This window comes from Shewanella pealeana ATCC 700345 (assembly GCF_000018285.1).
GTDB classification, from domain to species: Bacteria; Pseudomonadota; Gammaproteobacteria; order Enterobacterales; family Shewanellaceae; genus Shewanella; species Shewanella pealeana.
Genome location: NC_009901.1, coordinates 4,376,486 through 4,388,279, shown reverse-complemented (window position 1 = coordinate 4,388,279; position 11,794 = coordinate 4,376,486). Strand labels below are relative to the sequence as shown.

The 11,794-nt window shown below is 45.0% G+C and carries 13 protein-coding genes; 12 read left to right on the top strand and 1 reads right to left on the bottom strand.

Annotated elements, in window-relative coordinates; all coding sequences use genetic code 11:
* Positions 1-153: 153 nt before the first annotated feature.
* The 8 genes from rplM to SPEA_RS18890 all read left to right on the top strand — a co-directional run bounded on the left by rplM (position 154) and on the right by SPEA_RS18890 (position 9,158).
* Entirely contained in the window at positions 154-585 is a 432-nt protein-coding gene (gene rplM / locus SPEA_RS18925) for a 50S ribosomal protein L13 (RefSeq protein WP_012156792.1), read from the top strand.
* A 14-nt stretch (positions 586-599) separates the two neighbouring features.
* Positions 600-992 (top strand): 30S ribosomal protein S9, encoded by a 393-nt coding sequence (rpsI, locus tag SPEA_RS18920; protein WP_012156791.1) that lies wholly within the window; start codon positions 600-602, stop codon positions 990-992.
* Positions 993-1,256: 264 nt separating this feature from the next.
* Positions 1,257-1,445, top strand: a complete 189-nt coding sequence (locus SPEA_RS18915; protein WP_012156790.1) for a DUF2065 domain-containing protein — start codon at positions 1,257-1,259, stop codon at positions 1,443-1,445.
* 66 nt (positions 1,446-1,511) lie between these two features.
* Positions 1,512-2,807, top strand: a complete 1,296-nt coding sequence (locus SPEA_RS18910) for an adenylosuccinate synthase (protein ID WP_012156789.1) — start codon at positions 1,512-1,514, stop codon at positions 2,805-2,807.
* A 184-nt stretch (positions 2,808-2,991) separates the two neighbouring features.
* Complete coding sequence (locus SPEA_RS18905; RefSeq protein WP_012156788.1) at positions 2,992-3,615, top strand: tetratricopeptide repeat protein; 624 nt, start codon at positions 2,992-2,994, stop codon at positions 3,613-3,615.
* A 42-nt stretch (positions 3,616-3,657) separates the two neighbouring features.
* The gene (gene rnr, locus SPEA_RS18900; RefSeq protein ID WP_012156787.1) at positions 3,658-6,117 is read left to right on the top strand and encodes a ribonuclease R; all 2,460 of its coding nucleotides are present in this window, start codon (positions 3,658-3,660) and stop codon (positions 6,115-6,117) included.
* Positions 6,118-6,858 (top strand): 23S rRNA (guanosine(2251)-2'-O)-methyltransferase RlmB, encoded by a 741-nt coding sequence (gene rlmB, locus SPEA_RS18895; protein ID WP_012156786.1) that lies wholly within the window; start codon positions 6,118-6,120, stop codon positions 6,856-6,858. It begins immediately after the preceding gene.
* Between the two features lie 212 nt (positions 6,859-7,070).
* Positions 7,071-9,158 carry a prolyl oligopeptidase family serine peptidase gene (locus tag SPEA_RS18890; protein ID WP_012156785.1) on the top strand — a complete coding sequence of 696 codons (2,088 nt, stop codon included), beginning with the start codon at positions 7,071-7,073 and terminating at the stop codon, positions 9,156-9,158.
* Between the two features lie 74 nt (positions 9,159-9,232).
* Here the strand turns inward: SPEA_RS18890 and SPEA_RS18885 are convergent, their stop codons facing one another.
* Entirely contained in the window at positions 9,233-9,976 is a 744-nt protein-coding gene (locus SPEA_RS18885) for a DUF481 domain-containing protein (protein ID WP_012156784.1), read from the bottom strand.
* Between the two features lie 323 nt (positions 9,977-10,299).
* Between SPEA_RS18885 and rpsF the strand changes: the two genes are divergently transcribed.
* From rpsF to rplI, 4 genes are read left to right on the top strand one after another with little or no spacing between them, the layout of a single operon-like run.
* Positions 10,300-10,713: a 30S ribosomal protein S6 gene (rpsF, locus tag SPEA_RS18880; RefSeq protein ID WP_012156783.1), complete on the top strand. Its 414-nt coding sequence runs from the start codon at positions 10,300-10,302 to the stop codon at positions 10,711-10,713.
* An 8-nt stretch (positions 10,714-10,721) separates the two neighbouring features.
* The gene (priB, locus tag SPEA_RS18875; protein WP_012156782.1) at positions 10,722-11,027 is read left to right on the top strand and encodes a primosomal replication protein N; all 306 of its coding nucleotides are present in this window, start codon (positions 10,722-10,724) and stop codon (positions 11,025-11,027) included.
* 11 nt (positions 11,028-11,038) lie between these two features.
* Positions 11,039-11,266 (top strand): 30S ribosomal protein S18, encoded by a 228-nt coding sequence (gene rpsR / locus SPEA_RS18870; protein ID WP_005497284.1) that lies wholly within the window; start codon positions 11,039-11,041, stop codon positions 11,264-11,266.
* Positions 11,267-11,293: 27 nt separating this feature from the next.
* Entirely contained in the window at positions 11,294-11,746 is a 453-nt protein-coding gene (gene rplI, locus SPEA_RS18865) for a 50S ribosomal protein L9 (RefSeq protein ID WP_012156781.1), read from the top strand.
* The last annotated feature ends 48 nt before the right edge of the window (positions 11,747-11,794 follow it).

Sequence of the window (11,794 nt, the reverse complement as noted above, 5' to 3'; positions counted from 1 at the left end):
TATAATCCGCAACCTGCCCTCGTTATCCACCAATTAGGTGGAAGTTGTAAAGCTTATTCTTTGCTCGAAGGGGCGGGGAATGGCACTTTTTGTGTTTTTGCCAATGATGGCATAAGCATGTGAGACAGAATTTTAACATTGGGTTTTTGTAAAATGAAGACTACTTTTACTGCTACACCAGAAACAGTCACTCGTGATTGGTTCGTCGTTGACGCCGAAGGTAAAACTTTGGGTCGTATCTCTACTGAAATCGCTACTCGCCTACGCGGTAAGCACAAGCCAGAGTATACGCCTCATGTAGATACTGGTGACTACATCATCGTTATTAACGCTGATAAAGTTGCTGTGACTGGTAACAAAGCTAAAGGCAAAGTTTACTACTCACATTCAGGTTTCATCGGTGGCATTAAGCAGATCACTTTTGAGAAGCTACAAGCTCATAAGCCTGAAATGATTATCGAAAAGGCTGTTAAGGGTATGCTACCTAAAGGTCCATTGGGCCGTGCCATGTTCCGTAAGCTTAAAGTTTACGCTGGTACAGAGCATAACCACGCTGCACAACAACCTCAAGTTCTTGATATCTAAACGGGATTATAGCAATGGCTGCAACTCAATACTACGGCACTGGCCGTCGCAAAACATCTACAGCTCGCGTATTCGCTAAAGTAGGTACTGGTAACATTATCGTTAACAAGCTACCTCTAGACGAATACTTCGGTCGTGAAACTTCTCGCATGGTTGTTCGTCAGCCTCTAGAGCTAGTTGAAATGACTGAGAAGTTAGACATCATGGTAACTGTAAAGGGTGGTGGTAACACTGGCCAAGCAGGTGCAATCCGCCACGGTATTACCCGTGCGTTGATGGAACTTGACGAGTCTCTACGTCCTTCTCTACGTGCTGCTGGTTTCGTTACCCGTGATGCTCGTAAAGTTGAGCGTAAGAAAGTTGGTCTACGTAAAGCACGTCGTAAGCCACAATTCTCAAAGCGTTAATTTTTCGCTTTCAGAGTTCAAAAAACCCAGCTATATGCTGGGTTTTTTATTATCTAAAATCTGCTATTTTGTATTAATCACTCGTCTTTACTCATCGCTTTGAACGACATTAATTTACACTAATAAATATGCCACCAATCTGGTGTCACTTTGCTGCCGTTTCCTGACCCATTATAGCGAGTCTAGGTAGCACCGTTTTGAACTACTTAAGTTCAAGTTTTAGGTTTTATCCGCTGGATTGTTCACCTATAGGAACACATTGTTATGTCTTTTGAGTTAATCATGCTGTCGTTAGGTTTGGTATTAATAATTGAAGGAATTGGTCCACTTTTGTTTCCAAATCGTTGGCGGGCCTATCTAAAAGAAATTTCCAATCAAAATCAGCAACTTTTGCAAAGACTTGGTGGTTCCTTAGTCACCGTAGGCATAGTGCTGTTGATTATTTTTTCATAAATTACTTGCCTATAGCCCCCATAGATCTGCTAAAATCCCGTTTTAACCACTACCGTGCAGCAAATAATGGGCAAAAACGTTGTAGTTCTCGGCACCCAATGGGGTGACGAAGGAAAGGGTAAGATAGTCGATCTTCTTACCGAACAGGCTAAATATGTCGTTCGTTACCAAGGTGGCCACAATGCGGGTCATACTCTAGTAATTGATGGCGACAAAACCGTTCTTCATCTTATTCCGTCAGGGATCTTACGCGATAATGTTAAGTGCATTATTGGTAACGGCGTGGTGCTAGCACCTGACGCGCTGATGACAGAAATTAACATGCTTAAAGAGCGTGGCGTACCTGTAGAGGAACGTTTATTAATTTCTGAAGCATGTCCTCTAATTCTACCATTCCACTGTGCCCTTGATATTGCTCGCGAAAAAGCGCGCGGTAACAATGCAATTGGTACAACGGGTCGTGGTATTGGTCCAGCATACGAAGATAAAGTTTCTCGTCGCGGTTTACGTGTAGGCGATCTGTTTGATGCAGAATTGTTTGCCGTTAAGCTGAAAGAAGTGATGGCTTACCATAACTTCATGCTGACTGAATATTACAAGTGTGAAGCTGTTGATTACGAAGAGACATTGAAAGATGCTCTAGCAATTGCTGATTACTTGAAGAGCATGTGCACTGACGTTTCTGAACTTCTTGATCAGGCGCGTAAAGCAGGTGAACCAATTCTATTTGAAGGTGCTCAGGGCACGTTACTAGATATTGACCATGGTACTTATCCGTTCGTAACCTCTTCTAATACTACCGCAGGTGGTGTTGCAACAGGTTCAGGATTTGGCCCACGTCATCTAGACTACGTTTTGGGTATTATGAAGGCATACACCACACGTGTTGGTGCTGGTCCTTTCCCTACAGAATTGAAAAACGAAATCGGCGATTACTTAGGTACTAAGGGTCACGAATTCGGCGCAACTACTGGTCGTAAGCGTCGTCCAGGTTGGTTAGATATCGTCGCTATGAAGCGCGCGGTTCAAATCAACAGTGTTAGCGGTTTCTGCTTAACTAAGCTAGACGTTCTAGACGGCCTAGAAGAAGTTAAGATCTGTGTTGGCTACCAGTATCCTGATGGAACTGTAGCGACAACGACTCCTCTAGCGGCTGAAGGTTACGAGAAGGTTACCCCTGTTCTTGAAACTATGCCTGGTTGGAGCGAGTCAACTTTCGGCGCAACTTCTGTTGAGCAATTGCCACAAGCGGCATTGAACTACATTAAGCGTCTTGAAGAGTTGCTAGAAACGCCAATCGATATTATCTCAACGGGTCCGGATAGAAACGAGACCATGATTCTAGTGAATCCGTTCAGTTAATAGAAAAGGCCGCAATTAGCGGCCTTTTTATTGCCTTGCTTGCAAGTGACGACATCGCGACTGTAGCACTCAAGAAATACGTTATACTGCCGATGACATTAAATAGAGTATATTCAAGTTATCCTTTATTATTGGTAGCTTGATGAACGGCTATTAGATTAACCTACTGTCATTGAGAATCCTTATGCTGCGTTATGTATTGATTACAATCTTGTCTATATTGTCTCTACCAAGTTTTGCGACTATCAAGGCTATTGATGTCTATACTCAGGAGCAACTGGTTGATCTAATTCGAACTAAACGCTATTTAACACAAGTTAAAGGTGATGACTGCCAGATAGTACAGGATATTGAAGCAAGGGCTGAGGTACTAAAGCAGCCTTTGTATCAGTATCTTTGGGCGGAAATGCTCAATTATGGCATCTGCGTAAAGGCGAATCCGCCGCGCGGGATTGCTATGTTAAAAACCTCTGCTGAGCAGGGGAGTGCTGAAGCCATGGTAAGAATGGCTGAGTATTATCACGATGGTAAATTTGTCATCGAAGATAAACAACGCGCTGTGCAATATACATTGCCAGCTGCCGCGACAGGCGATCTGCCTGCGCGAATGATGTTGGTTCGGTTATTTGGTGAGGGCTATGGTAGTCCTCGAGATTACGAAGTGGGTTTTCATTGGCTATATAACGAAGTGTTTAGCGATGAGACCACGCAAGCCGAAGCAATTAATTTGTTAAAGGTGTTAGAGGCAAAAATGCCGCCCAGCGCAGTTGCTAGGGCAAAGAAAGAGCACCTTAGAACGCAACAATAAGCATGCCCTAGAAAGAGGTCATGTCAATAATTTGGAAAATGAATGATACAAGATCCGCATATTAAGCGTGAGCAAGAAAAATACGAAAACCCAATTCCAAGTCGTGAGTACATTTTAGATTACTTGCGCTCACAAACGTCACCATTAACTCGTGAACATATTGCTACAGCCCTAAAAATTGAAGGCGAAGAGCAGCTAGAAGCAATTCGTCGTCGCCTGCGTGCGATGGAGCGTGACGGTGAACTAGTGTTTACCCGTGGTCAGTCATATGGCTTGCCTGAGAGAATGGACCTGTTAACCGGTACCGTGATTGGTCACCGTGATGGCTTTGGTTTCTTGAAATTAGAAGAGGGCGGCGACGACCTTTATATCAATAACCGTGACATGTTGATGTATTTCCACGGTGACAGAGTCCTTGCGCAAAAAGCGGGTGTAGACCGTAAGGGTCGCCGTGAAGCGCGTATTGTACGTTTGGTTGAAGAGCGTAGCGCCGCATTAGTGGGCCGTTTTCACCTAGACGCTGGCATGGGTTTTGTGATTGCCGATGACCGCCGCATCACCCAAGAGATTTTAGTTCCCGAAGAAGATCGCAAGGGCGCGCGTCAAGGCGATATCGTGGTACTTGAGCTAACACGCCGTCCAGGTCGTTACGTCAAAGCCGCTGGTAAAGTGACTGAAGTGCTAGGTAAAGAGATGGCACCGGGCATGGAGATTGAGATTGCGCTGCGCAATTACGATCTGCCGCACACATGGTCAGGCCTGATTGAGAAGAAGCTGCGTAAAATCCCTGACGAAGTTACCGAAGCTGACAAAGAAGGTCGCGTTGACTTACGTAATTTGCCATTAGTGACTATCGATGGTGAAGATGCACGAGATTTTGATGATGCAGTTTACGCCGAGAAGAAAAAGTCTGGCGGCTGGCGCTTATGGGTAGCCATTGCGGACGTGAGTCATTACGTACGCACAGAATCTGCACTCGATAAAGAAGCGCGCGCTCGTGGTAACTCGGTGTATTTCCCATCGCAAGTTATCCCTATGCTGCCTGAGAAGATCTCTAATGGTCTGTGCTCTTTAATGCCTAAGGTCGATCGTCTATGCATGGTTGCAGAGATGACCATCTCTGCAGTAGGAAAATTGTCGGGTTATAAGTTCTACCCTGCAGTAATGCACTCGCATGCGCGTTTAACTTATACCCAAGTGGCTGACATGCTTGAGGGCGGAGAGGTGAGTGATGAGCTTAAGCCTATATTCCCGCACCTACAGACATTGCAATCGCTATATCTGACATTAGAAGAGACCCGCGCAGAGCGTGGTGCAATTGCATTTGAAACTACTGAAACGCAATTTATCTTCAATGAGCAGCGTAAGATCGACAAGATTGTGCCGCGTAACCGTAACCAGGCACACAAGATCATCGAAGAGTGTATGATTTTGGCTAACGTTGCGTCTGCTAAATTTGTTAAAAAGCACAAAGGTGAAGTGTTATACCGTGTGCATGAGGCGCCTTCAGAGCAAAAGCTAACCAACTTTAAGGATTTCCTTAAAGAGCGTGGCTTAACGATGGAAGGTGGCTTAGAGCCAGAGCCTAAAGATTACCAAGCGGTGATGGAGCAAATTGCTGACAGAGCCGATGCAGAGCTTATTCAGGTAATGTTGCTACGCTCTATGCGTCAAGCAACCTATACCCCAGATAATGAAGGTCACTTTGGTTTGGCACTTGAGGAGTATTCTCACTTTACCTCGCCAATTCGTCGTTATCCAGATTTGATCTTGCACCGCGTGATCCGTTATTTACTTGCTAAGCAAGAAGGTAACTTAACTGATCAATGGACTGCAGATGGCGGTTTTAATTATAAGATTGAAGAGTTGGATCTGTTAGGTGAAGAGTGTTCGACTACCGAGCGTCGCGCCGATGAAGCAACTCGAGATGTGAGTGACTGGCTTAAGTGTGAGTTTATGCAAGATCATGTCGGTGACACTTTCGAAGCTGTGATCGCTTCGGTGACACATTTTGGCATGTTTGTTCGCCTAAACGATCTGTTTATCGATGGTCTCGTGCATATCTCAAGCCTAGGTAGTGATTATTATCAGTATGATAATATGCGCCAGCGTTTAGTGGGGGAAGCCTCGGGACAGGTTTATCAGATTGGTGATACGGTTACGGTCAAAGTTGCTGGGGTTAATCTTGATGACCGTCAGATTGACTTGATGATGGAAGGCGACTCTGCAGGCGGTAAACGTCGTAGGCCAACCAAACCATTAACCGCGCGTGAGCGAGTGAACCGTGAAGGTGCAAAGCTTGGTGCTAAGCGTGAGTCTTCTAGAGGCAAAGGCGCAGAGGGTGACTCTGAGGCTAAGTCAGGGGCAAAGCGTAAGTCGAGCGGCGGTAAATATAAGAGCGGCAGCAGCGCTGCAGCTAAAAAGACTAAGACAAAAGCTTCGGCAAAAAAATCTTCAGCGAGTAAAGCTAAGTCAGCCAAGCGTAAAGCGAGTAAGAAATAGATGAAAAAGCAAGATATGACCTTTGGATTGCATGCTGTTGAAGCAGTACTAAAAAACAGCCCTGAGCGTGTAATTGAAATGTGGGTACTACAAGGTCGTGATGACGCGAGACTCACGCCAATTCTTGCAATGGCAGCCGAGTGGGGCGTGTCAGTGCAATATGCTTCTCGTAAGGCGTTGGATGATAAGTCTGACGGTGGCCAACACCAAGGTATCGTTGCTAAAGTTAAGCCAGCGAAAATTCTTAGCGATAACGAATTGTCTGCAATGCTAGAAAAGACCGAAGTGCCTTTTCTACTGATCCTAGATGGGGTTACTGACCCGCATAACCTAGGCGCATGTCTGCGTAATGCCGACGCCGCTGGTGTTCACGGCGTTATCGTACCAAAAGACAACTCAGTTGGCTTAACGCCAGTGGTGAGCAAAGTTGCCTGTGGCGCGGCCGAAGTGGTACCACTATACCAAGTGACTAACCTTGCGCGCACCATGCGTAGCCTGCAAGAGAAAGGTATTTGGATTATTGGCGCAGCCGGTGAAGCTGATTGTGAGCTATACCAAGCGAGCCTAACGGGGCCGTTAGCTATCGCAATGGGCGCAGAAGGCAAAGGTCTTCGCCGTTTATCACGTGAAAGCTGTGACACTTTAGTGTCTATCCCAATGGCGGGTAGCGTTTCAAGCTTAAACGTGTCGGTAGCGACCGGCGTTTGCTTATTTGAAGCAGTGCGTCAGAGACTGGCGTAACGTAAGAGTCTGCAGTTTAGGCTTAGATTTTAAATGCCGATAGGGTTAACGCCTTATCGGCATTTTTGCATCTGTCGCTTGGCTATTTAGAGACAAACACAAACAGGAAACCCTTTGTTACACCATAGCCAGTACTGTATCGATAGGCTCTATTTAATTGTTCCGCATTATGCAGTAGCTTAAGCTGACAAATTCTAAAACAGGATGTTTACATGCGAAATCAAATTTTATCTTTGTGCGTACTGGGTGCAATTGCTGCCGTACCCGCTCACGCAGAGGATGATAACTACCTCTGGCTAGAAGATGTTGAAGGCGCAAAGCCGATGGAATGGGTGAAACAGCAAAATGCTATTTCGGCCAAAGAGATTAAGGCATTCGAAGGCTTCGATAACTTAGTGAGTAATAGCCTGGCCATCCTAAACGACAAAGAGCGCATCCCATACGCCAGTCGTATTGGCGATTACCTATATAACTTCTGGAAAGACGAGAACCACGTTAGAGGGATCTACCGCAGAACTACCATGGAGGAGTATAAGAAGACTTCGCCTAAATGGGAAACGGTACTCGATATCGACAAGCTAGGCAAAGATGAGGGGGTTAACTGGGTCTATAAGGGCTTTAACTGTCGTTACCCTGAAAATGATCGTTGCTTTGTCTCTCTTTCACGTGGGGGCGCCGATGCAACTGAGGTGCGAGAGTTTGATCTCAATACGCTCTCCTTTGTGGGGGAAAAACAACAAGCATTCTTTCTCGAAGAAGCTAAGTCGAGCCTGAGCTGGATTAATAAGAATAACGTCTTTGTTGGCACCGACTTTGGTGACGATAGCATGACGGATTCTGGTTACCCTAAGGTGGTTAAGCTTTGGGAGCGTGGTACTAAGCTTTCTGAAGCAACAACGGTTTTCAGTGGTGATAAAGCGTCGGTAGCGGTATCAGGCTATGTACTGTTTGACGGCGATAATTCCTTGGAGCTAGTGTCAGAGGCGTTGACCTTCTATACCGCCGAGCATTATGTTTACCGCGATGGAAAACTCACCTTATTGCCTCTACCAAAAGATGCTGAACTTAAAGGCTATTTTAACGGCCAGCTGTATATCGAGCTAAAAAGCGATCTTAAAACAGGGAGCGAGAGCTTCAAGCAAGGTAGCATTATCTATGCTCCGGTAGAGACGCTTATTGAGCAGAAGCCACAATTTAACGTGTTAGTGGAGCCATCGGAAACCGCTTCTATCTCACAAGTTAAATTTACCAAGAGTGCGATTTTCGTTACTTGGTTAGATAACGTCAAAGGCAAATTGGTACGTTACTCTCAAGCAAAAAACGGTCAGTGGAAAAGCATGCAAGCGCCGTTCGATGCTAATGGCACCATTAGCGTGTTTGATGTCGAGCGTGATAGTGATGACTTCTTCGTTAACTATACTAGCTTCTTAGAGCCTTCAAGTTTATATAGCTTTAATGCTGTGACCATGAAAGCCGAAAAGATTAAGGGCATGAAACAGCAGTTCGCTGCCTCAAAGTTTGAAACTAAACAATATTTCGCTACCTCAAAAGATGGTACTCAGGTGCCCTATTTTGTGGTGATGGCGAAAGATCTTAAACGTGATGGCAAAAATCCGACTCTGCTTTATGGATATGGTGGTTTTGAAGTTTCTCTGCGTCCCTCTTATTCGGCAACAATCGGTAAAAATTGGTTGGAGCAAGGCGGTGTTTATGTGCTAGCCAACATTCGTGGTGGAGGCGAATATGGCCCAGCTTGGCATCAAGCGGCTCTGAAACAGAATCGTCATAAAGCCTATGAAGATTTTGAGGCAATTGCAGAGGACTTGATAGCTAAGAAGATTACCTCGAGTGAGCATCTAGGGATCCAAGGTGGCAGTAATGGTGGCTTGCTGATGGGGGCTGCATTTACTCGTAAACCTGAGCTTTATAGTGCAGTTGTATGCCAGGTACCGTTACTGGATATGAAGCGCTACAACAAGCTGTTGGCTGGAGCGAGCTGGATGGGGGAGTACGGCGATCCGGATATTCCTGCCCAGTGGGATTATATTAAGACATTTTCGCCTTACCATAACCTAAAGGCGAATACAGCTTACCCGAAGGTGTTTTTCACCACCTCAACCCGTGATGACAGGGTTCATCCCGCTCATGCTCGCAAGATGGTGGCTAAGATGGAAGGCATGGGCATTGATGTCTTGTATTATGAGAATATCGAAGGGGGTCACGCTGGCGCTGCTGATAATAATCAGGCGGCGGAGCTAAAGTCGATGGTATACGCTTATCTTATGCAACAACTAAGGTAAGTTGTAATTCGGTCCATTAATTGTGAAGGGCAAACTCGACAGAGCTTGCCCTTTATTGTTTGTGACGTTAGCGGTTATTGAAAGGTATAGAGCAAGTTGAAGGTGGTTATAGTATCGGTTTGCTTCGAGCCTTCTGGTACCACTTCGGTGTATTTCACGTTGACGCCTATTTTAAATGCCCAGTCTTGGAACAGGGTATTTTTGTAGCTCATATCCAGCGTCAGTGTATTGTTGTCTTCACCCGTTTCGGCGGTGAGATCCGCATTAAGGCTGGTGTATTCCTGCAGCTTCATCTCAAATTTTGCCGCTGTACGTAAAATAAGGTCTTTATTGGCTTCGGGAATCGGGGCATCGTCAGTGGCAATCGGCAGGTTATATCGATAACCCGGACCAATTTCTAAACTGAGGTTAGTCTTTGAGGTGCTAACAGCATCGAAACCATAACCGCCTGAAACCGTTGATATACGCGTATAACTACCAAATTGATCCCAAGTGAAGTCACCTCGACCAAAAAAGTAGCCACCACTAATCTTATAGTTTGACTGAAGTTGTAGGTCATACTTCTCTGCCGTCGTTTTCTCATTATCGGCAGCAAAGTAGGCTTTAACCGTTCCTTCCTGCCTTGTCTGAGTGGTGTCGTAAACGAGTTTGGTTCTACCGTTGAAGCTACTAGACTCAGTATTACCTGTATTTAGCTGAAAACCCGCTTCAATTTCGGCGGTAAGATCGCTCGGAGGCTCTTGATAATCAGGCGGCACTAGTGCGAAGGCAGCGGGGGAGCACAAAAGACCAAATACAATGAAGACAGTTTTTAGCATTATTCTTATTCTTGATGTTGTTTGGGGGGTTTATCATCACTTTGTCGTAGCGACATAATACCTAGAATCAGCTTAGGCGCAAACTAGATTGTATTAGCTTTTCAGCCTATAAGGCGGAGAACGTGACCCAAGACTAGCGAAGGTTTGCCGGGTTACCTGCTCCAATTCATTAGACCATTATCAAAGTGGTTAATAATTGCTTGAATTTTTGCTTTGGTTTATGTAATATTCCGCGGCTTAATTCAGTCACTTTAATTAGTTCCTTGCCTCTATTAGGTTTGACTGAGCCAACAACGAGGCTAGATAACCGTAAGGAGCAAAAAATGCGTCATTATGAAATCGTATTTTTAGTTCACCCTGATCAGAGTGAACAAGTGCCAGGTATGATCGAACGTTACACGGGTATTCTTACCCAAGCTGGCGGTCAAATCCACCGTTTAGAAGACTGGGGCCGTCGTCAATTGGCTTACCCAATCATCGAATTGCATAAAGCTCACTATGTTCTTATGAACGTAGAGACTACTGCAGAAGCGGTTGAAGAACTTGAAACAGCTTTCCGTTTCAACGACGCTGTTTTGCGTAGCATGGTTATGCGTACTAAAGCTGCCATCACTGAAGCATCTCCAATGGCTAAAGCTAAAGACGAGCGCGACACACGTCGTTCATCTGAAGAGCGTGCACCTCGTGCAGAAGCTACTGAAGAAGCTGAAGAAAGCGCTGAAAACACTGCTGAGTAAGTTTTTTTGTGACCACAAACAATTTGGTATTAGCGGGAACCATTACGCGTTCTAGGCAGTTTGATAGTCCAGCAGGCATTGCCCATACGGTAGTGATGTTGGAACACAAATCGCAGCGTTACGAAGCAGGAATGTTACGCAACGTTTATTGCCAAATCCAAGTTGTATTAAGTGGTGAACGCTTTAATGGCGTTGCAAAAAACTTAACAGCCGGCGTTGAAATACAAGTCGAGGGCTTCATTAATCTGCAACAGAGCAGAAATGGTCAAAATCGCTTGGTTTTACACGCTGAAAATGTCGAATTGAAAACTTAGGAGACTGTCACATGGCACGTTATTTCCGTCGTCGCAAGTTCTGCCGTTTCACTGCAGAAGGCGTTACCGAGATCGATTACAAAGATATCGTAACTTTGAAGAACTACATCACTGAAAGTGGTAAAATTGTTCCTAGTCGTATCACTGGTACAAATGCTAAATATCAACGTCAACTAGCTCGCGCTATCAAGCGTGCTCGTTATCTTTCTCTACTGCCGTACACTGATTTACATCAGTAATACTGCATTAATTTAGAGGAATATAAAATGAACGTTATTTTACTTGATAAAATCGCTAACCTAGGCAACTTGGGTGACCAAGTTTCTGTAAAAGCTGGTTACGCACGTAACTTCCTTTTACCACAAGGTAAAGCTGTTGTTGCTAACACTGCTAACACTGAAGTTTTTGAAGCACGTCGTGCTGATCTAGAAGCTAAGTTAGCTGCTGACCTAGCTGCTGCAACTCAACGCGCTGAGAAAATCTCTGCACTTGAGTCTGTTGTTATCGCTTCTAAAGCTGGTGACGAAGGCAAGCTATTCGGTTCAATTGGCAACCGTGATATCGCTGATGCAGTTACAGCTGCTGGTGTTGAACTAGCTAAGAGCGAAGTTCGTCTTCCACTAGGTGCTATCCGCACTACTGGTGAATTCGAAGTTGAAGTTCAAGTTCACACTGAAGTTAAAGCAATCGTTAAACTTTCTGTTGTTGCAGAAGCTTAATAATTTGCTCTAAGCAAATGCTTTAATTAAAAACGCCGTACTAATTTA

Coding starts and splice junctions, on each gene's coding strand:
- rpsR (WP_005497284.1), top strand. CDS start 11,039: ATGGCACGTTATTTCCGTCGTCGCAAGTTCTGCCGTTTCACTGCAGAA.
- SPEA_RS18910 (WP_012156789.1), top strand. CDS start 1,512: ATGGGCAAAAACGTTGTAGTTCTCGGCACCCAATGGGGTGACGAAGGA.
- SPEA_RS18915 (WP_012156790.1), top strand. CDS start 1,257: ATGTCTTTTGAGTTAATCATGCTGTCGTTAGGTTTGGTATTAATAATT.
- rpsI (WP_012156791.1), top strand. CDS start 600: ATGGCTGCAACTCAATACTACGGCACTGGCCGTCGCAAAACATCTACA.
- rlmB (WP_012156786.1), top strand. CDS start 6,118: ATGAAAAAGCAAGATATGACCTTTGGATTGCATGCTGTTGAAGCAGTA.
- SPEA_RS18890 (WP_012156785.1), top strand. CDS start 7,071: ATGCGAAATCAAATTTTATCTTTGTGCGTACTGGGTGCAATTGCTGCC.
- rplI (WP_012156781.1), top strand. CDS start 11,294: ATGAACGTTATTTTACTTGATAAAATCGCTAACCTAGGCAACTTGGGT.
- rnr (WP_012156787.1), top strand. CDS start 3,658: ATGATACAAGATCCGCATATTAAGCGTGAGCAAGAAAAATACGAAAAC.
- SPEA_RS18885 (WP_012156784.1), bottom strand. CDS start 9,976: ATGCTAAAAACTGTCTTCATTGTATTTGGTCTTTTGTGCTCCCCCGCT.
- rpsF (WP_012156783.1), top strand. CDS start 10,300: ATGCGTCATTATGAAATCGTATTTTTAGTTCACCCTGATCAGAGTGAA.
- rplM (WP_012156792.1), top strand. CDS start 154: ATGAAGACTACTTTTACTGCTACACCAGAAACAGTCACTCGTGATTGG.
- SPEA_RS18905 (WP_012156788.1), top strand. CDS start 2,992: ATGCTGCGTTATGTATTGATTACAATCTTGTCTATATTGTCTCTACCA.